This is a genomic window from Kosakonia sp. R1.Fl, from assembly GCF_023516815.1.
In the GTDB taxonomy this organism is placed as follows: Bacteria; Pseudomonadota; Gammaproteobacteria; order Enterobacterales; family Enterobacteriaceae; genus Kosakonia.
The window spans coordinates 1287950-1312459 of sequence record NZ_JAMGSQ010000001.1; the positions used below are offsets into that span (position 1 = coordinate 1287950).

25 protein-coding genes are annotated in these 24510 nt (G+C 52.5%); 12 read left to right on the forward strand and 13 right to left on the reverse strand.

The features are described from left to right. Positions 1–50: 50 nt before the first annotated feature. Together mobB and mobA are read right to left on the reverse strand one after the other, a co-directional pair. Positions 51–560 (reverse strand): molybdopterin-guanine dinucleotide biosynthesis protein MobB, encoded by a 510-nt coding sequence (gene mobB, locus M8Q36_RS06100; protein WP_249880338.1) that lies wholly within the window; start codon positions 558–560, stop codon positions 51–53. Next, positions 557–1144 carry a molybdenum cofactor guanylyltransferase MobA gene (mobA, locus tag M8Q36_RS06105; protein WP_249880339.1) on the reverse strand — a complete coding sequence of 196 codons (588 nt, stop codon included), beginning with the start codon at positions 1142–1144 and terminating at the stop codon, positions 557–559. Before mobA ends, mobB begins: the two co-directional genes overlap by 4 nt. A 69-nt stretch (positions 1145–1213) precedes the next feature. Between mobA and M8Q36_RS06110 the strand changes: the two genes are divergently transcribed. The 3 genes from M8Q36_RS06110 to dsbA all read left to right on the forward strand — a co-directional run bounded on the left by M8Q36_RS06110 (position 1214) and on the right by dsbA (position 3185). After that, on the forward strand, positions 1214–1483 hold the full coding sequence (locus M8Q36_RS06110; protein WP_017460091.1) for a YihD family protein: 270 nt from the start codon (positions 1214–1216) through the stop codon (positions 1481–1483). Positions 1484–1558: 75 nt separating this feature from the next. Further along, positions 1559–2545, forward strand: coding sequence for a serine/threonine protein kinase (locus tag M8Q36_RS06115; RefSeq protein WP_249880340.1), 987 nt, complete (start codon positions 1559–1561; stop codon positions 2543–2545). A gap of 16 nt (positions 2546–2561) precedes the next feature. After that, entirely contained in the window at positions 2562–3185 is a 624-nt protein-coding gene (gene dsbA / locus M8Q36_RS06120; protein WP_249880341.1) for a thiol:disulfide interchange protein DsbA, read from the forward strand. A 12-nt stretch (positions 3186–3197) separates the two neighbouring features. On the opposite strand, the gene yihG is transcribed toward dsbA, so the two are convergent. After that, on the reverse strand, positions 3198–4106 hold the full coding sequence (yihG, locus tag M8Q36_RS06125; protein WP_249882721.1) for a 1-acylglycerol-3-phosphate O-acyltransferase, YihG family: 909 nt from the start codon (positions 4104–4106) through the stop codon (positions 3198–3200). Between the two features lie 422 nt (positions 4107–4528). On the opposite strand from yihG, the gene polA reads away from it, so the two are divergent. Beyond that, positions 4529–7315 (forward strand): DNA polymerase I, encoded by a 2787-nt coding sequence (gene polA / locus M8Q36_RS06130; protein ID WP_249880342.1) that lies wholly within the window; start codon positions 4529–4531, stop codon positions 7313–7315. 166 nt (positions 7316–7481) lie between these two features. Continuing rightward, complete coding sequence (gene spfP / locus M8Q36_RS25555) at positions 7482–7529, forward strand: small protein SpfP (protein WP_071892919.1); 48 nt, start codon at positions 7482–7484, stop codon at positions 7527–7529. Positions 7530–7622: 93 nt separating this feature from the next. Here spfP and yihA read toward each other — a convergent pair whose 3' ends face one another. After that, the gene (gene yihA, locus M8Q36_RS06135; protein WP_044489766.1) at positions 7623–8252 is read right to left on the reverse strand and encodes a ribosome biogenesis GTP-binding protein YihA/YsxC; all 630 of its coding nucleotides are present in this window, start codon (positions 8250–8252) and stop codon (positions 7623–7625) included. 575 nt (positions 8253–8827) lie between these two features. On the opposite strand from yihA, the gene yihI reads away from it, so the two are divergent. Beyond that, on the forward strand, positions 8828–9328 hold the full coding sequence (gene yihI, locus M8Q36_RS06140) for a Der GTPase-activating protein YihI (RefSeq protein WP_017460097.1): 501 nt from the start codon (positions 8828–8830) through the stop codon (positions 9326–9328). A 186-nt stretch (positions 9329–9514) separates the two neighbouring features. After that, a complete protein-coding gene (hemN, locus tag M8Q36_RS06145; protein ID WP_249880343.1) occupies positions 9515–10888 on the forward strand; it encodes an oxygen-independent coproporphyrinogen III oxidase in 1374 nt (457 codons plus the stop codon). 66 nt (positions 10889–10954) lie between these two features. On the opposite strand, the gene M8Q36_RS06150 is transcribed toward hemN, so the two are convergent. From M8Q36_RS06150 to glnA, 4 genes are all read right to left on the reverse strand, one after another. After that, positions 10955–11077, reverse strand: coding sequence for a YshB family small membrane protein (locus M8Q36_RS06150; protein ID WP_141399381.1), 123 nt, complete (start codon positions 11075–11077; stop codon positions 10955–10957). 110 nt (positions 11078–11187) lie between these two features. Continuing rightward, positions 11188–12597, reverse strand: a complete 1410-nt coding sequence (glnG, locus tag M8Q36_RS06155) for a nitrogen regulation protein NR(I) (protein ID WP_017460100.1) — start codon at positions 12595–12597, stop codon at positions 11188–11190. An 8-nt stretch (positions 12598–12605) separates the two neighbouring features. After that, positions 12606–13655, reverse strand: coding sequence for a nitrogen regulation protein NR(II) (gene glnL, locus M8Q36_RS06160; protein ID WP_017460101.1), 1050 nt, complete (start codon positions 13653–13655; stop codon positions 12606–12608). Between the two features lie 265 nt (positions 13656–13920). Further along, positions 13921–15330 carry a glutamate--ammonia ligase gene (gene glnA / locus M8Q36_RS06165; protein WP_017460102.1) on the reverse strand — a complete coding sequence of 470 codons (1410 nt, stop codon included), beginning with the start codon at positions 15328–15330 and terminating at the stop codon, positions 13921–13923. Between the two features lie 381 nt (positions 15331–15711). On the opposite strand from glnA, the gene typA reads away from it, so the two are divergent. From typA to fabY, 5 genes are all read left to right on the forward strand, one after another. Then, positions 15712–17535: a ribosome-dependent GTPase TypA gene (gene typA, locus M8Q36_RS06170; protein WP_249880344.1), complete on the forward strand. Its 1824-nt coding sequence runs from the start codon at positions 15712–15714 to the stop codon at positions 17533–17535. A 143-nt stretch (positions 17536–17678) separates the two neighbouring features. Next, a complete protein-coding gene (gene yihX, locus M8Q36_RS06175; protein WP_249880345.1) occupies positions 17679–18278 on the forward strand; it encodes a glucose-1-phosphatase in 600 nt (199 codons plus the stop codon). Next, positions 18272–19144 (forward strand): virulence factor BrkB family protein, encoded by an 873-nt coding sequence (locus M8Q36_RS06180; protein WP_249880346.1) that lies wholly within the window; start codon positions 18272–18274, stop codon positions 19142–19144. Before yihX ends, M8Q36_RS06180 begins: the two co-directional genes overlap by 7 nt. Further along, positions 19141–19578 (forward strand): D-aminoacyl-tRNA deacylase, encoded by a 438-nt coding sequence (dtd, locus tag M8Q36_RS06185; protein WP_017459695.1) that lies wholly within the window; start codon positions 19141–19143, stop codon positions 19576–19578. The genes M8Q36_RS06180 and dtd overlap by 4 nt, the downstream gene beginning before the upstream one ends. Positions 19579–19622: 44 nt before the next feature. After that, the gene (gene fabY, locus M8Q36_RS06190) at positions 19623–20564 is read left to right on the forward strand and encodes a fatty acid biosynthesis protein FabY (RefSeq protein WP_020455892.1); all 942 of its coding nucleotides are present in this window, start codon (positions 19623–19625) and stop codon (positions 20562–20564) included. A gap of 49 nt (positions 20565–20613) precedes the next feature. On the opposite strand, the gene M8Q36_RS06195 is transcribed toward fabY, so the two are convergent. From M8Q36_RS06195 to fdxH, 5 genes are all read right to left on the reverse strand, one after another. Beyond that, positions 20614–20952 (reverse strand): nuclear transport factor 2 family protein, encoded by a 339-nt coding sequence (locus M8Q36_RS06195; protein ID WP_249880347.1) that lies wholly within the window; start codon positions 20950–20952, stop codon positions 20614–20616. Positions 20953–20973: 21 nt separating this feature from the next. Further along, positions 20974–21885 (reverse strand): alpha/beta hydrolase, encoded by a 912-nt coding sequence (locus M8Q36_RS06200; protein ID WP_249880348.1) that lies wholly within the window; start codon positions 21883–21885, stop codon positions 20974–20976. Positions 21886–22044: 159 nt separating this feature from the next. Continuing rightward, on the reverse strand, positions 22045–22974 hold the full coding sequence (fdhE, locus tag M8Q36_RS06205) for a formate dehydrogenase accessory protein FdhE (protein WP_017459691.1): 930 nt from the start codon (positions 22972–22974) through the stop codon (positions 22045–22047). After that, positions 22971–23606 carry a formate dehydrogenase cytochrome b556 subunit gene (gene fdoI / locus M8Q36_RS06210; RefSeq protein ID WP_017459690.1) on the reverse strand — a complete coding sequence of 212 codons (636 nt, stop codon included), beginning with the start codon at positions 23604–23606 and terminating at the stop codon, positions 22971–22973. Before fdoI ends, fdhE begins: the two co-directional genes overlap by 4 nt. Continuing rightward, positions 23603–24505 (reverse strand): formate dehydrogenase subunit beta, encoded by a 903-nt coding sequence (gene fdxH / locus M8Q36_RS06215; protein WP_017459689.1) that lies wholly within the window; start codon positions 24503–24505, stop codon positions 23603–23605. Before fdxH ends, fdoI begins: the two co-directional genes overlap by 4 nt. Positions 24506–24510 lie beyond the last annotated feature (5 nt).

The window sequence follows — 24510 nt, forward strand, 5'->3', positions numbered from 1 at the left end:
ATCTGCCCGACAGAAAGCCTCATGTTAAACAGGCAGTAAGTACCAGCAAATTAATCCATTTGCCTAATCCAGCGCATAATAAACGTGACTATCTGCTCAATATCATTCAGGTTTAGTACCGGCACACCATGCATTAGAGGGATATCACTGGCAATGGCGATAACATGCTCGTCCAGCGTTAACTCCGCTAAATCATGACCACAGTCATGCCGCCAGAGCAGGATCTTGGGCACCGTCTCGTGTTTGAAACCCTCGACTAATACAAGATCCAGTTTTGTTGCATCCATTCTGCTAACCAGATATGCCAAATCCAGCTCGGCTTCATCTGGGGTTTCTGTCATTAACGCCCATCGTTGTGAACTGGCAACCAACGTTTGCGCCGCACCTGCTTTACGTAATTCATAGCTGTCTTTACCGGGCTTATCGACGTCCATATCGTGATGAGTATGTTTGATTAAGCCCGGACGAATACCTTGTTCGCAGAGAGCTGGAATCAACTTTTTAAGCAGCGTCGTTTTCCCTGTTCCGCTCCAGGCGGCAATGGCAAGTAATGGGATCATGTTCTCTCCTGCCAGTGCGCGAGATCATCGGGGGTATTCACATTGGCGAAGGCGGATTTCACATCACTAAAATCCACCGCATGCCCTCCTGCTCGTTGCATAAATACCATCACCCGACGTTCGCCGCTGGCGAGATAGTCCTGCAAAAATGGTAAAACGCTGCGATGTACCAGAGCAATTGCCGGGTGATCTCGCTCGCCATCATTAACCCACATTGCTGGCGCATTATGCTGCCGGTTCTTTTGTAACCGCGTCATAAGATCCGTTGGTATACGTGGCGTATCGCACGGGCAAAACAGAAACCATTCCCCATCGCTTTGCTGCATAACGGATAGAATTCCCGCCAGCGGGCCGGGAAAATCATCCAGCGTATCTGTGAGGACCGGTAAGCCACTGGTGCGATAAATTTCAAGGTTTCGATTGGCGCTGATAACTAAGCTGGTTACCTGTGGTGCCAGCCGTTCGGCAACATGTTGCCACAGTGGTGTGCCATTTAATTCCTGCAGTCCTTTATCTTTTCCACCCATCCGCGAGGCTTTTCCTCCCGCCAGCACCACACCTATTACTGCACTACTGTCCGTCACCCTTATCGCCTCTTTTATTGTGGGTTTTACCCTGCTAACGTGTCTGTACCCAGAGTAAGGAGCACGATTATGAAATGTAAACGCCTGAATGAAGTTATCGAACTTCTCCAGCCTGCATGGCAAAAAGAGCCAGAGCTTAATTTAGTGCAATTTTTGCAGAAACTGGCGCAAGAGTCAGGTTATCAAGGCGACCTTGTGGATTTAAGTGATGACATCCTGATCTATCATCTGAAAATGCGCGATTCCTCGAAAGATGCAGTGATCCCAGGCATTCAGAAAGATTATGAAGAGGATTTTAAAACCGCGCTGTTGCGCGCGCGCGGCGTAATTAAAGAGTAAAAGCTTGTAAGCGGCGCAACCGAATACGCTACGAAATGATATCCTGAATTATTCGTCGTATTTTCGGATCCCAGGATGACCTGCAACGCCTTTACCTTCCAGACATTACACCCGGATACCATTATGGATGCGCTGTTTGAGCAGGGGATCCGGGTGGATTCCGGGCTTACCCCGCTCAACAGCTATGAAAACCGCGTTTATCAATTTCAGGATGAAGATCGCAAACGTTATGTGGTGAAGTTTTACCGTCCGGAGCGTTGGTCTGCAGAGCAAATCCGTGAAGAGCATGAATTTGCTTTAGATTTGCAGCGTGATGACGTGCCAGTCGCGGCGCCACTCGCTTTCAACAATGAAACCTTACTCACCCATCAGGACTTCTTTTTCGCCGTTTTTCCAAGCGTTGGCGGCCGTCAGTTTGAAGCCGACAACCTGGATCAAATGGAGTGGGTGGGTCGCTACCTTGGTCGTATGCATCAAACCGGCAGAAAGACGCGTTTTACAAGCCGTCCGGAAATAGGCGTTCAAGAATATCTGATTGAGCCACGCCAACTCTTTGAAACAACAACGCTCATTCCTTCTGGTTTAAAGGATGAATTTTTGCGCGCAGCCGATAAGCTTATCGATGCTGTAATGGCGCAATGGCATAACCGTTTTAATCTTTTGCGTCTGCATGGTGATTGCCATGCAGGGAATATTCTCTGGCGAGACGGGCCAATGTTTGTTGATTTAGACGATGCCCGTAACGGTCCTGCCATACAGGATCTGTGGATGTTGCTACACGGCGATAAAGCCGAGCAGCGTATGCAGCTGGAGATGATCGTCGAGGCCTACGAAGAATTCAGTGAATTCAACGTGGCTGAGCTGGCGTTAATCGAGCCGCTACGCGCCATGCGCCTGGTTTATTATCTGGCATGGCTGATTCGTCGCTGGGACGATCCGGCATTTCCCAAAAATTTTCCGTGGCTAAGCAGTGAAAATCACTGGCACAGACAGACATTGATTTTTCTTGAACAGGTGAAGGTTCTTCAAGAACCACCTTTAGCATTAACACCAATGTATTAAATGGAGAGAGTTAACCATGAAGAAGATTTGGCTGGCGCTGGCAGGAATGATTCTGGCTTTTAGCGCCTCAGCAGCACAACCGACAGACGGTAAGCAATTCATTACACTTGATAAGCCAGTGGCGGGCGAGCCGCAGGTGCTTGAGTTCTTCTCGTTTTATTGCCCACACTGCTACGACTTCGAGCAAGTTTGGCATATTGCTGACGCGGTGAAGAAGAAGCTGCCAGAGGGCACAAAAATGACCAAATACCACGTGGAATTCTTAGGTCCACTGGGTAAAGAGATGACGCAGGCGTGGGCTGTAGCCATGGCGCTTGGTGTGGAAGATAAAATCACTTCTCCGCTGTTTGAAGCTGTGCAGAAAACGCAAACCGTGCAGTCTGTTGCTGATATTCGCGATGTCTTCATCAGCGCGGGCGTGAAAGGCGAAGAGTATGATGCTGCGTGGAACAGCTTCGTGGTGAAATCGCTGGTTGCTCAGCAAGAAAAAGCGGCTGCGGATTTACAACTTCAGGGCGTTCCGGCCATGTTTGTTAACGGGAAATACCAGGTTAACCAGCAGGGCATGGACGGCAGTAGCCTGGATGCCTTCATTCAGGACTACGCAAACACCGTGAAGTATCTGGTTGAGAAGAAATAAAAATAACGCCGGTCACTGACCGGCGTTTTTGTATTCTGCTTTGATGGTATCAATCAGTTCATCTTTCCCTAGCCACAGTTTATTCAGCCACTGTTGGAAACTCCGTTTAAAATTCTTATCGTTAACGTAGTCTCCATGTAACGCTTCATCCACCGGCAATAAATTGACTCGCACGACAATACGCGTCAGCTTACCGCTGAGCATATCAAAGAATGGCGTCCGGTCGTTTTCCGGGTAACAGAGCGTAACATCAAGCAATTTATCGAACTGTTTACCCAATACATTTAGCGCCATGGCAACACCTGCCGCTTTTGGCGACAACAGATTTTTGAAAGAAGAGCGTGTCTGTTGGCGCTTGTCTTCAGTGAAACGTGATCCTTCAACAAAGTTCACAATGGTGGTTGGGTGAAAGCGAAATTTCTCGCATGAACGGCGCGTGGTTTCGACATCTTTACCCCGACGTTCAGGGTGACGAATCAAATAGCTTCTGGAGTAACGGCGCATAAAAGGCATATCCAGCGCCCAGCAAGCAAGGCCAATAAAAGGTACCCACGCCAGTTGCTGTTTAAGGAAATATTTGTTCATGGGAATATGTTTACGAAACAAAACGCATAACACCACAATATCCGCCCAGCTATGATGATTGCAGATCAGCAAATACCAGTTTTTCTTATCCAGCCCTTCCAGCCCCTCAACATCCCATTTTAAATAAGGGTTGAGATGCAATAGCAATGAAAGCCCTTCGCACCAGCAATACATCATAAAATTGCAAAACGTTGAGATCGCGCGCCATACCGCAGGAAGGGGAATTAACAGCTTGAGCATTCCGGCGATAATAATGGGCACGGAGCAAAAAATGGTAACCAATATGGTGAGCAGGACACTCAAAATTAGAGTGGCTACCGCAAGGAATCTCGACATAGTTATATTATTCAGAAAGTTAGCTGCTAAAAGCACACTAAAACAAGCGCAAGGTGCAGATCTTAACAGAAAACAGTTATCAGGAATGCTTAAACCTTGCTGGTAATACCTCAGCAATTATTGGCAATAAATCAAATCAAAATTACTTATATCCACACAGCGTAAATTGCCAGCAAATAGCAATAACGATCAGCTTTTATAGTATAACTCATTGAATATAAATAATTTGTATAATCCTACGATCGACGAAATGGCACAAAAGTCCAGCCTGATAAAAACTATTCACAAACTTATCCACAGGATGTTTATGCGAGCGATCCCGACGATCGCGAAATCTTTTCGGCATTTTCCGCGAAAAACTCATGTTTTCTCCCTGTCTGTGGCATCCTTTAACCATAATTTGATAAACAGGCATGGACATCATGGTTCAGATCCCAGAAAACCCACTTATCCTTGTTGACGGCTCGTCTTACCTTTATCGCGCGTATCATGCGTTTCCGCCGCTAACCAACAGCGCTGGTGAGCCTACCGGCGCGATGTACGGTGTGCTCAACATGTTGCGCAGCCTGATTTTGCAATACCAGCCGACACATGCTGCGGTGGTGTTTGATGCGAAAGGCAAAACCTTCCGTGATGAACTGTTTGAGCATTACAAATCCCATCGCCCGCCAATGCCGGACGATTTGCGTGCGCAAATTGAGCCGCTGCACACCATGGTAAAAGCGATGGGGTTGCCGTTACTGGCGGTCTCCGGCGTTGAAGCGGATGATGTCATCGGCACGCTGGCGCGTGAAGCCGAAAAAGCGGGTCGGCCGGTGTTGATAAGCACCGGTGATAAAGATATGGCGCAGCTGGTGACGCCAAATATTACGCTTATCAATACCATGACCAACACCATCCTCGGCCCGGATGAAGTCGTCACAAAATATGGCGTCCCGCCAGCGTTAATTATCGATTTCCTCGCCCTGATGGGTGACTCCTCGGATAACATTCCTGGCGTGCCGGGCGTTGGCGAGAAAACGGCGCAGGCGCTGCTACAAGGGCTGGGCGGCCTGGATACGCTCTATGCCGAATCGGATAAAATCGCCGGGCTCACCTTCCGCGGTGCGAAAACCATGGCGGCGAAGCTTGAGCAGAACAAAGAGGTGGCTTATCTCTCTTACCAACTGGCCACGATCAAAACGGATGTTGAACTGGAGCTGACCTGTGAACAGCTGGAAGTTCAGCAGCCTGCGGCGCAGGAGCTTCTGGAGCTGTTTAAGAAATATGAATTCAAACGCTGGAGCGCAGATGTAGAAGCAGGCAAGTGGCTCCAGGCGAAAGGCAGTAAACCGGCGGCGAAACCGCAGGAAACTATTGAGATTGAGGCTGAAGCGGATATTCCCGCAGCCGCGCTGTCGGCGGAAAATTACGTCACCATTCTCGATGAAGAGACGTTGCAAACATGGATCGGCAAACTGAAAAGTGCACCGCTCTTTGCTTTCGATACGGAAACCGACAGCCTGGACAATATCAGCGCCAACCTGGTTGGCCTCTCCTTTGCGACCGAACCGGGTATCGCGGCTTATGTGCCGGTTGCGCATGATTATCTTGATGCACCGGATCAAATTCCGCGCGAACGCGTGCTGGAATTGCTGAAACCGTTACTGGAAGATGAAAATGTCCGTAAAGTGGGGCAGAACCTTAAATACGATCGCGGCGTGCTGGAAAATTACGGCATTGAACTGCGCGGTATTGCCTTCGATACCATGCTGGAATCCTACACGCTGGATAGCGTCGCCGGGCGTCATGATATGGACAGCCTCTCCGAGCGCTGGCTGAAGCACAAAACGATCACCTTTGAAGAGATCGCCGGTAAAGGTAAAAACCAATTAACGTTTAATCAGATCGATCTTGAGCAGGCCGGGCGTTATGCGGCGGAAGATGCCGATGTCACGCTGCAACTGCATCTGAAGATGTGGCCGGAGTTGCAAAATAATGCCGGCCCGCTGAACGTCTTTCAGAACATTGAAATGCCGCTGGTGCCGGTAATTTCGCGTATTGAGCGTAATGGCGTCAATATCGATCCCGCCGTGTTACACAAGCACTCCGAAGAGTTGACGCTGCGCCTGGCTGAGCTGGAGAAAAAGGCGCATGAAATTGCGGGTGAGCCGTTTAATCTCTCGTCAACCAAGCAGCTGCAAACCATTCTGTTTGAGAAACAGGGCATTAAGCCGTTGAAGAAAACGCCTGGCGGCGCGCCGTCGACGTCGGAAGAGGTGCTCGAAGAGCTCGCGCTGGATTACCCACTGCCAAAAGTCATTCTCGAACATCGTGGGCTGGCGAAGCTGAAATCGACCTATACCGATAAGCTGCCGCTGATGATCAACCCGAAAACCGGGCGCGTGCATACCTCGTATCATCAGGCTGTGACGGCAACGGGCCGTTTATCTTCGACCGATCCGAACCTGCAAAATATTCCGGTACGTAATGAGGAAGGCCGCCGTATCCGCCAGGCCTTTATCGCGCCGAAAGATTACGTCATTGTCTCGGCGGACTACTCGCAAATTGAGCTGCGTATTATGGCGCACCTGTCACGCGACAAAGGCCTGCTGTCTGCATTTGCCGAAGGTAAAGACATTCACCGCGCAACAGCGGCAGAAGTGTTTGGTTTGCCACTGGAAAGCGTCAGTAACGAGCAGCGCCGCAGCGCGAAAGCGATCAACTTTGGGCTGATTTACGGAATGAGCGCCTTTGGCTTATCGCGTCAGCTCAATATCCCGCGTAAAGAGTCGCAGAAGTACATGGATCTCTACTTCGAGCGTTATCCTGGTGTGCTGGAATATATGGAGCGTACCCGCGCACAGGCGAAAGATCGTGGCTATGTTGAAACTCTGGACGGGCGTCGTCTTTACCTGCCGGACATCAAATCCAGCAATGGAGCCAGACGAGCCGGTGCGGAACGTGCGGCGATCAATGCCCCAATGCAAGGCACGGCAGCGGACATCATTAAACGCGCCATGATCGCTGTAGATAGCTGGCTGCAAAGCGAGAAACCGCGCGTGCGGTTGATCATGCAGGTGCACGATGAACTGGTGTTTGAAGTGCACAAAGATGATGTTGAGGCCGTGTCGAAAAAGATCCATGAACTGATGGAGAGCAGCACCAAACTGGATGTGCCGTTGCTGGTGGAAGTCGGAAGCGGTCAAAACTGGGATCAAGCGCACTAAGTGTTCGGTGGGTAAAGGGCTTTTTCTGTAAGTAAGCAACAAATCACCGTGAGTTTTGTGACAATCATTAGAATTCCCTATGTAAAAATTGAAAAGAAATTACAAAAAGTACTTTGTCCGGATTTAAAAAGGGAGTAGAGTTATTCGCGTAGGGTACAGAGGTAAGATGTTCTATCTTTCAGACCTTTTACTTCACGTAATCGGATTTGGCTGAATATTTAGCCGCCCCAGTCAGAAATGACTGGGGCGTTTTTTATTGTACGAAAGAAAGAAAAAAGCGCGGCGAATGCCACGCTTGATATCAAGGTTACTCGCCCGTTTCTTCTTCCACTGGCGGCAGGTTATTGAACCAGCCATCCAGTTTCTCACGTAATTTGTCCACGCCCTGTTTTTTCAGCGACGAGAAGGTTTCAACCTGGACTTCGCCGTTAAAGGCAAGCACAGCTTCACGCACCATATTCAGTTGCGCTTTCCGCGCGCCACTGGCCAGTTTATCCGCCTTGGTCAGCAGCACCAGCACTTGCAGATTGCTCTCGACAGCCCACAGGATCATCTGCTGATCAAGATCTTTCAGCGGATGGCGAATATCCATCAGCACTACCAGGCCTTGCAGGCACTGGCGTTTTTCGAGGTATTCACCCAGCGCGCGTTGCCATTTGAGTTTCATCTCTTCCGGCACTTCCGCGTAACCGTAACCCGGCAAGTCGACAAGACGTTTGCCTTCTGCGACTTCAAACAAGTTGATCAGCTGCGTACGGCCGGGCGTTTTCGAGGTTCGCGCCAGGTTTTTCTGGTTAGTCAGGGTATTAAGTGCGCTCGATTTACCTGCGTTGGAGCGGCCAGCAAAAGCCACTTCAATGCCGGTATCGGCGGGTAAGTGGCGAATATCAGGCGCACTGGTGACAAAGTGCGTCTGTTGGTAATTCCAGTTAGTCAAAATGGTCGTCTCCATCGTCAAAGCATGCGGCGATTATACCTGAACCCACGCAAAAGGCTGTTTTTCTCGCCAGAAACTCTGCTGTGAGCCATTACCGCGCGCTATGTAAGATATTTGCCCTTTTCGTTATACGAACTTTCGGAGAAGTTGCAGGTTAAAAAATGGCTAAAAGTTATCTAATCAAAGAGTTATGTATATAGAATTTTCTTAAACTGCGGGTTCCAGGGCTTTTCCTGCTTGTCAGTTTAGCTCAGAAGGGTAAAGTAACTCACCAAGGCCGGATGCTGCTTGTGGAAGGATAACTCACGGAATGAGGGGTCAGGAGCGCCAGGAGGCGAAGACCGGAGACTAACGTCAGAAGACGTTGAACAAGGAAAAGGAACCGTAACAGGGAACGTTCTACGCTAACGGATAAACAGGGCAAGTTGATAGCGAACACGGAATGTAAAACCCATTACGGGTGAAGGGTCAAGAAAAAAGGCGACAGTTTGCACTGTCGCCTTTTTTCTTTGCTTGCTTTCTGCTAGATTCCGCCGCAATTCTATACTGATGAAAAACGACTTAAGACCACTAATATGAAAAAACCGTCCACCAATCCGCGCGGTAAAGTGCGCCGTAAAACCCGTGAAGAGTTAAATCAGGAAGGCCGCGATCGTAAGCGTGAGAAAAAGCACCGCGGTAATGCTTCAGGCAGCCGTGCGAACGGTGGCGACGGCGCTTCTGGCTCCGGAAGGGGTAAACAGCAAAAAGATCCGCGTATTGGCAGTAAAAAACCGATCCCGCTGGGTGTCACCGACACGCCGGTCAACAAGCAGCACAAACCTAAGAGCGAGAAACCTATGCTTTCACCGCAGGCTGAGCTGGAAATGCTGGAAACGGATGAGCGCCTGGACGCGCTACTGGAACGTCTGGAAGAGGGTGAAACCCTGAGCGCTGACGATCAGGCGTGGGTCGATGCCAAACTGGACCGCATTGATGAGTTGATGCAAAAACTCGGCCTCTCTTACGATGATGACGAAGAAGAGGAAGAAGAAGGCAAAGAAGATATGATGCGTCTGTTGAAGGGCGGCAACTAATCCTTTTCTATGGGGCTTTCTGTCCTGCTTATAACCCTTCCGGTTATATGTTATCTGGTGTGGTTATTCGTTAAACTACAGCGGTTGTCGCGGCGCAAGCAGTGGCTGCGCAACCGGCTTATGACCCGAAACGAGGTCAGGCCGGGCCGCCGGAACCGCCAGCGGCGTCATCGGAAGGAGTAAACAATGTCTGAGCAAGTCATCGACTGGGACCTGGCCCTGATCCAGAAATATAACTATTCCGGGCCGCGTTACACCTCATATCCTACCGCGCTGGAGTTTTCCGACGCTTACGGCGAAGACGATTTTCGCCAGGCTGTGGCGCGTTATCCTGAGCGACCGCTGTCGCTGTATGTGCACATCCCGTTTTGTCACAAGCTGTGCTACTTCTGCGGCTGCAATAAGATTGTCACCCGCCAGCAGCATAAAGCCGATCAGTATCTGGACGCGCTCGAGCAGGAAATTATTCACCGCGCGCCGCTATTTTCAGGTCGCCACGTCAGCCAGTTGCACTGGGGCGGCGGTACGCCGACCTATCTGAACAAAGCGCAAATCAGCCGCCTGATGAGCCTGCTACGCGATCATTTTGCGTTTAATGCTGATGCGGAAATCTCGATCGAAGTTGATCCGCGCGAAATCGAACTGGATGTGCTCGATCATCTGCGCAGCGAGGGCTTTAATCGCCTGAGCATGGGCGTACAGGATTTCAACAAAGAGGTTCAGCGTCTGGTTAATCGCGAGCAGGATGAAGCCTTTATCTTCGCGCTGCTCAATCATGCCCGCGATATTGGTTTTACCTCGACCAATATTGACCTGATTTACGGCCTGCCAAAACAGACGCCGGAAAGCTTCGCTTTCACGTTACAACGCGTGGCGGCGCTTAGCCCGGATCGCCTGAGCGTCTTTAACTACGCCCATTTGCCGACATTATTCGCCGCGCAGCGCAAAATCAAAGACGCTGATTTGCCAACAGCGCAGCAGAAACTCGATATTTTGCAGCAGACCATCGCTTCGCTGACCGGCTCCGGTTATCAGTTTATTGGTATGGATCACTTTGCCCGCCCGGACGACGAGTTGGCTATTGCTCAGCGAGAAGGTGTATTGCATCGTAATTTCCAGGGGTACACCACGCAGGGCGACAGCGATCTGCTGGGGTTGGGCGTTTCTGCCATTAGCATGATCGGCGATAGCTACGCGCAAAACCAAAAAGAGCTGAAACACTATTATCAGCAAGTGGACGAGCGCGGAAATGCGCTGTGGCGCGGTATCGCGCTAACCCGTGACGACTGTATTCGCCGCGATGTGATTAAAGGGCTGATTTGCAACTTCCGCCTCGAGTTCGATGCGGTGGAACGCGCCTGGGATCTCAACTTCCGTGATTATTTTGCCGAGGATTTGCGCCTGCTGGCACCGCTGGTGGAGGACGGGCTGGTGGCAATGAACGAGCAGGGATTACAAGTCACAGCGAAAGGGCGCTTGCTGATCCGCAATATCTGCATGTGTTTCGATGCTTATCTGCGGCGCAAAGCACGCTTGCAGCAGTTTTCCCGGGTGATTTAACGCGATGGCGCATCAAGCCTACAAAACAGGTTCTGTAGGCCTGATAAGCGCAGCATAACGCGAAGATTAGCTAAACAGCCCAACCAGCGCGGCACACAGAACAGCCGCGATGGCCGTTTGCGGTGTGTGGCTTGCCGACGCGCCAGCTTCTACGCCTGCAGTGACCACATTGATTAATGATTCCAGCATGATGACCTCTCCCATGAACGGGCAAGATCATACGTCACTGCCGGTAACAGTAAAGCGCAAAATAGCGGCAATTTGCGATCGCGGTTCATTCTTTACACTTCACCCGCACGCTACTCCATTCCCAGTTCTTTCAACTTACGCGTCAGGGTGTTACGACCCCATCCGAGCAGCCGCGCCGCTTCCTGTTTGTGGCCCTGTGTGTGGCGCAGGGCCGTGGTCAGTAACGTGCGCTCCATTTCGGGTTGCGCTTCTGAAAGCAGGTTTTGATGACCGGAACGTAATGCTCGATCCGCCCATTGCGCCAGCAGTGTTGCCCAACTGTCTGGCAGGCTCTGCGAAGGGCTGTCCGGTACGGTGGTTTCGAACAACTCGCCTGGCAAATCCTGAATCAACACTTCCTGGCCTGCGGCCATAACCGTTAACCAGCGGCAGGTGTTTTCCAGCTGGCGGACGTTACCCGGCCATGCCAGACGCGTTAACGCGGTTTCGGTCTCCGGATGCAGTTGTTTCGTTTCCACGCCCAGCTCACGGGCGGCGACTTGCAAAAAGTGGCGTGCTAAACGCGGAATATCTTCCCGGCGTTCACGCAGCGGCGGCAAATGCACGCGGATCACGTTCAGGCGGTGGAACAGATCCTCACGGAATTTGCCCTCCTGAACGCGCTGTTCCAGGTTCTGGTGTGTGGCTGCGATAATACGGACATCGACCTTCACCGGCGCATAGCCGCCAACGCGATAAAACTGGCCATCGGCCAGTACGCGCAGCAAACGTGTCTGTACATCCAGCGGCATATCGCCGATTTCGTCCAGAAACAGTGTCCCGCCATCGGCTTGCTCAAACCGCCCCTGACGAATTGTATTCGCGCCGGTAAACGCCCCTTTTTCGTGACCAAACAGTTCCGATTCAATCAAATCCTTCGGAATGGCGGCCATATTGAGGGCGATAAACGGCGCTTTCACTCGCGGACTGTGGCGATGCAGCGCATGAGCCACCAGTTCTTTACCGGTCCCCGATTCACCATTAATCAATACGCTGATCGACGAGCGCGACAGGCGACCGATAATGCGAAACACATCCTGCATCGCCGGTGCTTCGCCGATGATGTCGGTTGTCGGGCCGCTGGCCTGCACATTGCGCGGCTGCTGCTGTTCCTGATAATGGCTGATCGCGCGCTCAACCAGCGCAACGGCTTCGTCGATATCAAACGGTTTAGGCAGATAATCAAATGCCCCTTGTTGATACGCGCTAACAGCCGCATCAAGATCGGAATGCGCGGTCATAATGATGACCGGGAGCATCGGATGGCGCTGTTTGATCTGTTTCAGTAACGCAAGACCATCCATCCCTGGCATACGAATATCCGAAAGCAGTACATCCGGGGTTTTGGTGGTGAGTGCGTCTAGCACTTCATTGGCACTTTCAAACGTTGTACAACTCAAGCCAGCCCCGGTGAGCGCGCGTTCCAGCACCCAACGGATGGAGCTATCGTCATCAACGATCCAGACTATCCCTCGTTGCATAAACACCTCTACTTCCGAATAGGCAGAAATACCGAGAATTCGGTATGGCCTGGCCAACTGGTAAATTCAATTTTGCCAGAATGTTGATCAATCAAACTGCGTGCGATAGATAACCCAAGCCCGGTGCCGCCTTCGCGTCCGCTCACCATTGGGTAGAACAACGTATCCTGCAGGTGCGACGGAATACCCGGGCCGTTATCTTCCACATCTATTCTCGCCGCGAGGCGATAACGCACGCCGTGCAGCGTCAACTGGAAGGCCGTACGGGTACGCAGAATAATTTCGCCCCCCTCCGGCCCCAGCGCCTGCAAAGCGTTACGCACAATATTCAGTAAAACCTGTTCGATTTGGTCGGGATCGTGTGCGAGCTCCGGCAAACTTGGATCGTAATCACGGGTTAAGGTGACATTCTCCGGTAGCTCCATCGATACCAGTTTCACTACACGCTCGGCCACTTTGTGAATACTTTCGGTAACGTGCATCCCCGGTTGTTGCGGCCCCAGCAGACGATCAACCAGGTTACGCAAGCGGTCAGCCTGCTCGATGATCACTTTGGTGTATTCCAGCAGCGCCGGATCGGGCAGGGCTTTGCTCAGCAACTGCGCCGCGCCGCGTAAACCGCCAAGCGGGTTTTTAATTTCATGCGCCAGACCGCGTACCAGATCGCGTGCCGCAACTTGTTGGGCGTGCTGGAGTTGCTCCTGGCTAAGACGGCGCTGGTTATCCATCGGCGCCATTTCCAGCAGAATCAAACCATCCGGCAGACGTTGCGCCGTCAGCGAAAGAATGTGTGAGCGCCCGTCAATCACGAGGGTCACTTCGTTATCGGTAAACCCCTGTCCGGCATGCAAACTTTCCCGCATCAAATCGATGTTCAGGGAAAAGTAACTCAGCAGTTCGGGGAGCGGTGTGCCGAATAGCTTACGAGAGCTTTGCGCCAGCAGTTGTTGTGCCGCAGGGTTGGCGTAATGTACCGCCAGGTCGTCATCAACCAGCAAGATGCTGTTGATCAAAGAATTGAGGATCTGCCCAGCATCGGGCAGCACGCCGCTTGCCATTTAGCAGTCTCCCGGAGGTGTGCACTAATTTAGTGCAGTATAGCGTTTTATTGATAAAAAGCGCGTTAGATCAGGTTGTTGGTGGAGAAAAAAGCCCATCCAGGGATGGGCTAAAAGTTCCACGGCAACTAAAAATCCTCTGGCATCTTTCTCACCGTAGCGGCGTTGGCTGCCCTCATTAGCCCGAATCACTTATAGACTAAGCTCATCGGGACTCATTCGGTTGCCACCTTGCTGCGACAAGACTTCTGCCGAGTCTTAATTCTTAAACGCTGTAGTACAGTTCGAACTCTACCGGGTGCGGCGTCATGCGAACGCGGTCGTTCTCTTCGATACGCAGCGCGATGTAAGCATCGATAGCGTCGTCGGTGAACACGCCACCGGCAGTCAGGAACTCGCGGTCAGCATCCAGCGCGTTGAGCGCTTCTTCCAGAGAGCCTGCAACCTGCGGGATTTCTTTCGCTTCTTCAGCCGGCAGGTCATACAGGTTTTTGTCCATCGCTTCGCCCGGGTGGATTTTGTTTTTAATGCCATCCAGACCCGCCATCAGCAGCGCTGCGAAGCACAGGTACGGGTTAGCAGCCGGGTCCGGGAAGCGCACTTCGATACGACGCGCTTTCGGAGACGCAACAACCGGAATACGGATAGACGCAGAACGGTTACGTGCAGAGTAAGCCAGCATTACCGGCGCTTCATAACCCGGGACCAGACGCTTGTAGGAGTTGGTGGTCGGGTTAGACAGGGCGTTGATAGCTTTAGCGTGTTTGATTACGCCGCCAATGTAGTACAGCGCCATTTCAGACAGGCCAGCGTATTTGTCGCCAGAGAACAGGTTGGTACCGTTCTTGGACAGGGACATGTGGCAGTGCATACCGGAACCGTTATCACCGAACATCGGTTTCGGCATAAAGGTCGCGGTTTTGCCGAAGCGGTGAGCAACGTTGTGCACCACATATTTGTAAATCTGAATTTCGTCCGCTTTTTTGGTCATGGTGTTGAAGCGGGTAGCCACTTCGTTCTGACCAGCCGTTGCCACTTCGTGGTGGTGAGCTTCAACAACCAGGCCCATCTCTTCCATCACCAGACACATGGTGGAGCGCAGATCCTGTGATGAATCGACCGGCGGAACCGGGAAGTAACCGCCTTTCACAGCCGGACGGTGACCTTTGTTACCACCTTCGTACTTGGTGGAGGTGTTCCATGCGCCTTCGATATCGTCGATAGCGACGCTGGAACCGGAAATGGAGCTGCCGAAACGTACGTCGTCGAACAGGAAGAATTCCGGCTCTGGCCCAAACAGAACGGTATCTGCCAGACCGGTGGAGCGCAGGTACTCTTCAGCGCGTTTAGCGATGGAGCGCGGGTCACGATCGTAGCCCTGCATGGTGCCTGGTTCGAGGATATCGCAACGAATGATCAGCGTAGACTCTTCGTAGAACGGGTCAATGACAGCGGTAGTCGCGTCCGGCATCAGCACCATGTCTGATTCGTTGATGCCTTTCCAGCCACCAATCGAAGAACCATCAAACATTTTACCTTCTTCAAAGAAGTCAGCGTTTACCTGATGGGCTGGGATAGTGACGTGCTGTTCTTTACCTTTGGTATCGGTGAAGCGCAGATCGACAAACTTCACTTCGTGCTCATTCAGCATCGTCAAAACGTGTTCAGCGGACATACTTAAACTCTCCCGGATTTGTCATTGTCGTCGTGGTAACGAGGTCTTCTAATTACTACGTAAGCTGGCGTAGTTATCGTACAATCGTTAAAGCGAAATCTATGCCAACTTTTAAATGCCCCTAAAAAGGCGTTATCATGCACGGTATAGTGCAAAAGGGCTGCACCATGATGGTTATGTTGCACCAATATAGTGCCTTTATGTGAACATAGTGCACTATATTGGTGCAATTTTCGTTAATTGCCCCTTTTAACGCTCCGTGAAAGCGATCACAAAGCATCTCTGCAATACTTGTTTGCGGGGGATGTTTGTGATCCTGTTTTGTAGTGCGATTAATCCGTGTACAATAACGCGCTATTTCTAAATGCCTGAGGCAAAGTTGTGATCGAAAATTTGCGTAACATCGCCATCATCGCGCACGTTGACCATGGTAAAACTACCCTGGTTGATAAGCTGCTGCAGCAATCCGGTACGTTTGATGCTCGTGCCGAAACCCAAGAACGCGTGATGGACTCCAACGATTTGGAGAAAGAGCGTGGGATTACCATCCTCGCGAAAAACACCGCGATTAAATGGAATGACTACCGTATCAACATCGTGGATACCCCAGGGCACGCCGACTTCGGTGGTGAAGTTGAACGTGTAATGTCCATGGTAGACTCCGTTCTGCTGGTCGTTGACGCAATGGATGGCCCAATGCCGCAGACGCGCTTCGTGACTAAAAAGGCATTTGCCCATGGTCTGAAGCCCATCGTCGTTATCAACAAAGTTGACCGCCCTGGCGCGCGTCCTGACTGGGTTGTTGACCAGGTATTCGATCTGTTCGTAAACCTTGATGCGACTGACGAGCAGCTGGATTTCCCGATCGTTTACGCTTCCGCGCTGAACGGTATCGCAGGTCTGGATCACGAGAACATGGCTGAAGACATGACTCCGCTGTACCAGGCGATTGTTGACCGTGTTCCTGCGCCAAACGTTGACCTCGATGGCACTCTGCAGATGCAGATCTCTCAGCTCGACTACAACAACTATGTTGGTGTTATCGGCATTGGTCGTATCAAACGCGGTAAAGTAAAACCGAACCAGCAAGTCACTATCATTGATAGCGAAGGCAAAACCCGCAACGGTAAAGTCGGCAAAGTGCTGACCCACCTGGGGCTGGAGCGTATCGATAGCGAGATCGCAGAAGCAGGCGACATCATCGCGATCACCGGTCTGGGCGAGCTGAACATCTCCGACACCATCTGCGATCCGCAGAATGTGGAAGCGCTGCCGGCACTGTCTGTTGACGAGCCGACCGTATCCATGTTCTTCAACGTCAACACCTCTCCGTTCTGTGGTAAAGAAGGTAAGTACGTGACTTCACGTCAGATCCTCGACCGCCTGAACAAAGAGCTGGTGCACAACGTTGCGCTGCGTGTTGAAGAAACACCGGATGCTGATGCATTCCGCGTTTCCGGTCGTGGTGAACTGCACCTGTCTGTTCTTATTGAGAACATGCGTCGTGAAGGTTTCGAAATGGCGGTTTCCCGTCCGAAAGTTATCTTCCGCGAAATCGATGGCCGTAAACAAGAGCCGTTCGAAAACGTCACGCTGGACGTTGAAGAGCAGCACCAGGGTTCTGTGATGCAGGCGCTGGGCGAGCGTAAAGGCGATCTGAAAAACATGAATCCGGACGGCAAAGGCCGCGTACGTCTCGACTACGTGATCCCAAGCCGTGGTCTGATCGGCTTCCGTTCAGAGTTCATGACCATGACTTCCGGTACTGGTCTGCTGTACTCCACCTTCAGCCACTACGACGATGTTCGTCCGGGTGAAGTGGGCCAGCGTAACAACGGTGTGCTGATCTCCAACGGTCAGGGTAAAGCGGTTGCGTTCGCACTGTTCGGCCTGCAGGATCGCGGTAAGTTGTTCCTCGGTCACGGCGCGGAAGTTTACGAAGGTCAGATCATCGGTATTCACAGCCGTTCTAACGACCTGACGGTAAACTGCCTGACCGGTAAGAAACTGACCAACATGCGTGCGTCTGGTACAGACGAAGCTACGGTTCTGGTTCCGCCGATCAAGATGACCCTGGAGCAAGCTCTGGAATTCATCGATGACGACGAACTGGTAGAAGTGACCCCGCTCTCTATCCGTATTCGTAAACGTCACCTGACGGAAAACGACCGTAAACGCGCAATGCGCGGAGCGAAAGAAGAGTAATCGCTCTTTATTTGCTTGTGAAAAAGCCGCTAATTTTCAGCGGCTTTTTTTATGTCTGTATCCTCTTCGCGTGAAGCCGCGAACTATTCAAGTCAGAACTTTCCCGCTACAGTTAACTCTCCACGGCTGGCAAGGAGAGAGAAATGCTCTATATCTTTGATTTAGGTAACGTGATTGTCGACATCGACTTCAATCGGGTGCTGGGTGTCTGGAGCGATTTTAGCCGTGTGCCGCTGGCGACCTTAAAGCAGAATTTCACCATGGGCGAGCCGTTTCATCAGCACGAACGAGGGGAAATCAGCGACGAAGATTTCGCTAAAGCGCTGTGTCATGAAATGGAACTACCGCTCAGCTACGAGCAGTTTTCCACCGGCTGGCAGGCGGTGTTTGTCGCGCTGCGCAAAGAGGTTGTCGACATCATGCACAAACTGCGTGATCAGGGGCATCGGGTTGTCGTGCTGTCGAATACTAACCGTCTGCACACCACGTACTGGCCGGAGCAATATCCGGAAATTCAGGCGGCGGCTGACCATATTTATCTTTCCCAGGAGATGGGGATGCGTAAGCCTGAGGCGAGAATTTATCAGCAGGTTCTGGCGCTTGAAGGTTTTTCTGCCGAAGATGGCGTCTTTTTCGACGACAATGCGGATAATATCGCCGGTGCGGAACAACTGGGCATAACCAGTATTCTGGTGACGGATAAAACGACCATCCCGGACTATTTCGCGAAACAGCTATGCTAAAAAATCTGCGGCATCATGCAAAACATCGCACGCGCCCGCTTGTTGCCTGGTTGCGGTTGCTATGGCGGCGCATTGATGAAGACCATATGACGACGCTGGCGGGGAATCTCGCCTACGTCTCTTTGCTTTCGCTGGTGCCGCTGATCGCCGTGGTGTTTGCATTATTCGCTGTTTTTCCTATGTTTTCTGAAATTAGCGTCCAGTTGCGCCACTTTGTGTTTGCCAATTTCATTCCCACCACCGGCGATGTGATTCAGAACTACATTGAGCAGTTTGTGGCGAACTCCACCAAAATGACGGCGGTTGGCGCATGCGGGCTGGTGGTGACATCTCTGCTGCTGATGTACTCCATCGATTCGGCGCTAAACACCATCTGGCGCAGTACGCGTGTACGCCCGCATGTTTATTCATTTGCCGTCTACTGGATGATCCTCACACTCGGCCCGCTGCTGGCGGGTGCCAGCCTGGCGATAAGCTCCTACTTGCTGTCGCTGCGCTGGGCCAGCGAGCTGGATAGCGTGATTGATGATGTGCTGCGCATATTCCCGCTGATCCTGTCGTGGCTCTCTTTTTGGTTGCTGTACAGCATTGTGCCGACAACCCGCGTGCCGAACCGCGATGCGATTGTCGGCGCGTTTGTCGCGGCGCTGTTATTTGAGTTAGGTAAAAAGATTTTTGGTCTCTATATCACTATGTTTCCGTCTTACCAGCTGATTTATGGCGTGCTGGCTGTCATCCCCATTTTGTTCCTCTGGGTCTACTGGACCTGGTGTATCGTCTTGCTTGGCGCAGAAATAACTGTCACTCTCGGTGAATACCGAAAACTCAAAATAGCCGCACAGCAAGAAGAAGCAGACCAACCATGATTGCATTAATTCAACGTGTTTCCCGCGCGAGCGTTAGCGTGGCGGGTGAGGTGACGGGTGAAATCGGCCCTGGACTTTTGGTGTTGTTGGGCGTCGAAAGAGAAGACGATGAACAAAAAGCGAACCGCCTGTGCGAGCGCGTGCTGGGGTATCGTATTTTTGGCGACGCGGAAGGGAAGATGAATCTTAACGTCCAGCAGGCTGGTGGGAGTGTGCTGGTGGTGTCGCAATTTACGCTGGCGGCGGATACAGAACGTGGCATGCGTCCGGGGTTTTCCCGTGGCGCTGCGCCGGAAAAAGCCGAGGCGCTGTACCACTATTTTGTTGAACGTTGCCGCAGCCAGCAAATGGAAACGCAAACCGGGCGATTCGCTGCCGATATGCAGGTTTCGCTGGTCAACGACGGCCCCGTCACGTTCTGGTTGCAAGTATGAGCCAGCTTGCGGCGTGGCCCCTGGTTACAAGAGAGAGTGCTGCTATGTACCACCTTCGCGTACCGCAAACGGAAGAAGAGTTAGAACTCTATTACCAGTTCCGCTGGGAAATGCTGCGTAAACCGCTGCATCAACCGAAAGGTTCCGAGCGTGATGGCTGGGATGCGATGGCACATCATCAGATGGTTGTCGACGAAGAGGGCAACATTGTCGCTATCGGTCGGTTGTATATCAACGCAGATAACGAAGGATCGATTCGCTTTATGGCGGTCCACCCGGACGTGCAGGAAAAAGGCCTCGGCACATTGATGGCGATGACGCTGGAGTCCGTGGCCCGCCAGGAAGGGGTGAAGCGCGTGACCTGTAGCGCCCGTGAGGATGCGGTGGCGTTCTTCGCGAAACTCGGGTTCGTCAATGAAGGGGAAATCACCGCGCCGCAAACCACGCCGGTACGCCACTTTTTGATGATCAAACCGATCGCCACGCTCGATGATATTCTGCATCGCGGCGACTGGTGCGGGCAGTTGCAGCAGGCCTGGTATCAGCATATTCCGCTGAGCGAAAAAATGGGTGTGCGCATTCAGCAGTACACCGGGCAGAAATTTATCACCACCATGCCGGAAACCGGCAACCAGAATCCGCACCACACGCTGTTTGCCGGTAGCCTGTTTTCCCTGGCGACGCTCACCGGCTGGGGGCTGATCTGGCTGATGCTGCGCGAACGCCATCTCGGCGGCACCATCATTCTTGCCGATGCGCATATTCGCTATAGCACGCCGATCACCGGTAAACCGAGCGCAATTGCCGATCTTGGCTCGCTAAGCGGTGATTTGGACCGTCTGGCGCGCGGGCGCAAAGCGCGCGTTCAGCTCCAGGTTGAACTGTTTGGCGAAGATAAGCAGGGCGCGATTTTCGAAGGCATTTATATCGTGTTGCCCGCCAAACCCTTCGGCTCGTTTGAAGAGGGTGGTAACGAGGAAGAGTAAGCCGCTGCGCGCCTGACGATACAGGCGCGCAACGTCCTGCGAACAACCCCTACTGCGCGAAGAAAAACCATGCGGTTTTGATCAACCCATCCTGCACTTCATAAACCGCCATATTTTCAATCACCGACTCGCCGATGCCGTAGATTTTTTCGTGATCGAACACCTTATTGCCCATCACCGTGCGCGAGAGCAACTCGGCGTGTAATGCCGGGTTGTTAAAGCGATGCGCAGCATAAAAGGCACGTAATGCTTCACGCCCTTGCAGCGATGGCTCAGTGGATGGCAAGCGATACGCGATAAAATCGTCGCTAAAACAGGCGATAAACGCCTCAATATCATGGGCATTGTAAGCAGCAAACTGCTTTTCCACAGGACTTACGACAGACATCGGCTCTCCTTTTTCGCGCGGTTATATCCTGGCCACCCGTGCGGCCACGTCTCTTATCGCGTCTTTTGCGCTTTGGCTGATCCCGGCAAGCTGGAAGAAGCCATGGATCACGCCCTGATATTGTGAACAAGTACAGGTTACGCCCTGCTCGGTCATGTGCTGAAACAGCGCCTCGCCCTCATCACATAACGGGTCGAACTCTGCAGTAATAATATGTACCGGCGGCAGACCGGAAAAATCATCGCGCCACAGCGGGCTGACATCCGGCAACAGGCGATCGGTATCGCCAAGATACATTTCATAGCCTGAAAGCAGCGCCTCGCGGGTAATCACATAATCGGAACCGTTAAAGGTATAGCTATCAAAATAGGCGGTGGCATCGAGCATCGGGTAAATCAACACCAGTTGTGCCGGTTGCCATGTCGCCGCAGCCTTCAGCCGTAGCGCCGTCACCAGCGCCAGGTGACCGCCTGCGCTATCCCCCGCAAGCGTGATACGTTTGCTGTCGATACCGAGTTTTTCGGCGTTTTTCCATACTATATCGGCACCAGATTGCGCATCATCATGTGCGGCAGGCCAGCGATATTCTGGCGCTAAACGGTACTGCACAGCAACAACCCGGCAGCCACTATAAAAGGCCAGCTGACGCAACTGCTTATCGTGCGTGTCGAAGCCGCCGCTAATAAAACAGCCGCCGTGGTAGTAAATCAACGCGGGAAGATCACCGCTGGCGTTCTGCGGCGAAAACAGACGAAACGTCATGCCTTCAAGCGTTATATCTTCAACATGAACGCGCGTTTCCGTTTCCCCTGCCAGCACGGTGCTGGCGACATATCCACTGCGCCGGTCATCAATACTCTTCGCTCGCGCTGACGGGCGACCGGCGGCAATAAAGTCGCTCACCAGCCCGGCAATACCTTTTTCCAGTGCCATTCCGCTAACCTTTATCTGTATAAATATCCAGTCTTTATAGCCTGGTTTGGCGTAAATGGGAACGGCTGATTTTTAATAACAGCGGGCGAAATGACAGTGCCTGGGGAAGTAAAAAGAGGGGCTGACAACCCTTGCCAGAAAGGCAAGGGCTGGAGGCGATTATTCCCCTTCGCCGGGGAATAAAAACGGGTTGATGGAGCTGCGGGCGAAGCCTTCCTGCTCCATGCGGGCATCTAACACCAGCGAGGCCAAATCGTCCGCGACCGGCTCGACGTTCGGGTCTTTTTCCTGATACAGGATCTTCAGGTAAGTGCCGCAGTCGCCGCAGCTTTCCGCTTTGATTGCTGCCTGCTCGTTATCCAGCGACCAGTAGTGTAAATCGCGGGTTTGCTCGCAGTTGCTGCATTTGACGCGCACAACATGCCACTCGGTTTCACACAGGTTGCAGTGCAGATAGCGCAACCCTTGTGTCGTACCAATATGCACCATGCTGGAAACCGGCATTGCGCCGCACACCGGGCAGAACTGGCGCTGTTCACCATATTCCGCGCGCGCTTTGCCGGGGATCAGGCTGGCCATTTGCGCCCAGTAGAGCGACAGCGCAGCCCAGATAAAAGGCGCTTTATCACTGCTTACCGAGGTGAAATCAGCGGCAAACAGCGCGCTGGCCATCGCTTCCAGTTCCTGCGCAGAGGCCTTTTCCAGATTCTCAATGACCGCCAGCGCCGGGCCGCTCATCTCCGGCTTCAGCTCGGCGATCAGCGAATGCAGCAGTTTGTGCCAGTGCGCATCGCGCGGCAGCACATGAATGTCCAGCGGCGGTTTGCCCTGTTCAGCGGCCTCTTTAATGCGCGCAGTCAGGTCGATGTGCAGGGGGTGGTCGTAAAGCACCACTTCCTGGGCATGGGCGATAAGCGCAGCAAAACGCAGATAATCACCCAGCGGGTTACTCTCTGCCAGCTCACGCAAACGCTCTGCGCGGCGGTTATAGAGATTTTTCAGTCTGGGGAATAATAACGGCGGAATAACTTCCGCCGTGCGTTTATCGCTCTTCTCCAGCTCATCTTGCGGGATTATGCGAATACTCATTCAGTCGATTTTTCCGTTGTCTTGCGAACTTCCCGGTACCAGCGCGGGTGATGTTTCTTCGCCCACGAGCTGGTAACCCAGCCTTCCACCATTGCGGTTATCGTGCCTTTTACCCACAGGGCGGCGTAAATGTGCACCATAATAACCACAATTAACGCGACTGCGGCAAATGAATGCACCATCAACGCTAATCGGATCACCGGAATGGGAAACGCTGGCGCGAAGTAAGGGCGCCAGATAACCACGCCGCTTACCAGTAGCAACACCAGGAAAATAATCGCCGCCCAGAAAACACATTTCTGACCGAAATTATAGCGCCCGGTGTCACCCACTTCCTCATTGACGACGATCTTACGAATATTCTTCGCCCAAAAGATATCATCCCTATTGATGAGGTTATGGTGCCAGTAGCGGAAAAACATGATTATAAACGACGCGAACATCACCACGCCGACAAACGGATGGAGAATGCGCGCCAGCTGCGGCGTACCCAGAATCCCCATCAACCAGTTGAAGGAGGGGAAGAAAAACCCCAGCCCGCTCACCGCCGCCAGCACGAAGCAGAAGGCGGTGACCCAGTGGTTGATGCGCTCTGGCGCCGTGTAGCGCACGATGGTGTCACGTTTTTTCATTTGCGCACCTCGTCTTTCTCTTCATGCAGGTTATCGTCTTCCTCTTCTGCGCGGTTCGGACCGACACCGACATAGTGGAAGATGCTGGCAGCGAAGGTCGCGGCAAAGCCGACCGCCGCAAGAGGTTTCCAGATACCTTTCCAGAACTTCACGGTAGAGCTAATTTCCGGGTTCTCCGGCAGGCCGTGGTACAGATTCGGCTTGTCGGCGTGGTGCAGCACATACATCACGTGCGTACCGCCAACCCCTGCCGGATCGTACAGGCCCGCGTTGTCGTAACCACGGGTTTTCAGTTCCGCCACGCGCTCGCCGGCCAGCGTTTTCATATCCTCTTTAGAGCCAAAGTGGATAGCGCCGGTCGGGCAGGTTTTCACACACGCCGGTTCCTGACCCACGGTCACGCGGTCAACACACAGCGTACATTTATAGACGCGGTTGTCTTCCGGGTTCATGCGCGGTACGTCGAACGGACACCCAGCGATGCAGTAACCGCAGCCGATGCACTGCTCAGACTGGAAGTCGACAATGCCGTTGGCATACTGAATGATAGCCCCTTCTGACGGGCATGCTTTCAGACAGCCAGGATCGGCGCAGTGCATGCAGCCATCTTTACGGATCAGCCACTCCAGTTTGTCGTTCTGTTCCACTTCCGAGAAGCGCATGACCGTCCACGATTTGGCGGTCAAATCCGCCGGGTTGTCATACACCCCGACGTTATGCCCCACCTCATCTCGAATGTCGTTCCACTCGGAACAGGCCACCTGACAGGCTTTACAGCCAATACAGGTGGTGACGTCGATAAGCTTCGCCACTTCCTGCTGGTGATCCCGCGCCTGCGGCGCGGGAGTGAAACCGTTAGTCGCGGAACGACGGATGATGTCTTGCGATTGATAAGCCATAAGTC

Bases quoted from the DNA above. Each gene is read 5' to 3' on its own strand.
- yihG (WP_249882721.1), bottom strand. From the start codon at position 4,106: ATGTCGAGATTCCTTGCGGTAGCCACTCTAATTTTGAGTGTCCTGCTC.
- dsbA (WP_249880341.1), top strand. From the start codon at position 2,562: ATGAAGAAGATTTGGCTGGCGCTGGCAGGAATGATTCTGGCTTTTAGC.
- mobB (WP_249880338.1), bottom strand. From the start codon at position 560: ATGATCCCATTACTTGCCATTGCCGCCTGGAGCGGAACAGGGAAAACG.
- fdoI (WP_017459690.1), bottom strand. From the start codon at position 23,606: ATGAAAAAACGTGACACCATCGTGCGCTACACGGCGCCAGAGCGCATC.
- hemN (WP_249880343.1), top strand. From the start codon at position 9,515: ATGTCTGAGCAAGTCATCGACTGGGACCTGGCCCTGATCCAGAAATAT.
- M8Q36_RS06150 (WP_141399381.1), bottom strand. From the start codon at position 11,077: ATGCTGGAATCATTAATCAATGTGGTCACTGCAGGCGTAGAAGCTGGC.
- M8Q36_RS06180 (WP_249880346.1), top strand. From the start codon at position 18,272: ATGCTAAAAAATCTGCGGCATCATGCAAAACATCGCACGCGCCCGCTT.
- yihI (WP_017460097.1), top strand. From the start codon at position 8,828: ATGAAAAAACCGTCCACCAATCCGCGCGGTAAAGTGCGCCGTAAAACC.
- dtd (WP_017459695.1), top strand. From the start codon at position 19,141: ATGATTGCATTAATTCAACGTGTTTCCCGCGCGAGCGTTAGCGTGGCG.
- glnG (WP_017460100.1), bottom strand. From the start codon at position 12,597: ATGCAACGAGGGATAGTCTGGATCGTTGATGACGATAGCTCCATCCGT.
- polA (WP_249880342.1), top strand. From the start codon at position 4,529: ATGGTTCAGATCCCAGAAAACCCACTTATCCTTGTTGACGGCTCGTCT.
- fdhE (WP_017459691.1), bottom strand. From the start codon at position 22,974: ATGAGTATTCGCATAATCCCGCAAGATGAGCTGGAGAAGAGCGATAAA.
- M8Q36_RS06110 (WP_017460091.1), top strand. From the start codon at position 1,214: ATGAAATGTAAACGCCTGAATGAAGTTATCGAACTTCTCCAGCCTGCA.
- fabY (WP_020455892.1), top strand. From the start codon at position 19,623: ATGTACCACCTTCGCGTACCGCAAACGGAAGAAGAGTTAGAACTCTAT.
- glnL (WP_017460101.1), bottom strand. From the start codon at position 13,655: ATGGCAAGCGGCGTGCTGCCCGATGCTGGGCAGATCCTCAATTCTTTG.
- M8Q36_RS06200 (WP_249880348.1), bottom strand. From the start codon at position 21,885: ATGGCACTGGAAAAAGGTATTGCCGGGCTGGTGAGCGACTTTATTGCC.
- M8Q36_RS06115 (WP_249880340.1), top strand. From the start codon at position 1,559: ATGACCTGCAACGCCTTTACCTTCCAGACATTACACCCGGATACCATT.
- yihX (WP_249880345.1), top strand. From the start codon at position 17,679: ATGCTCTATATCTTTGATTTAGGTAACGTGATTGTCGACATCGACTTC.
- M8Q36_RS06195 (WP_249880347.1), bottom strand. From the start codon at position 20,952: ATGTCTGTCGTAAGTCCTGTGGAAAAGCAGTTTGCTGCTTACAATGCC.
- glnA (WP_017460102.1), bottom strand. From the start codon at position 15,330: ATGTCCGCTGAACACGTTTTGACGATGCTGAATGAGCACGAAGTGAAG.
- fdxH (WP_017459689.1), bottom strand. From the start codon at position 24,505: ATGGCTTATCAATCGCAAGACATCATCCGTCGTTCCGCGACTAACGGT.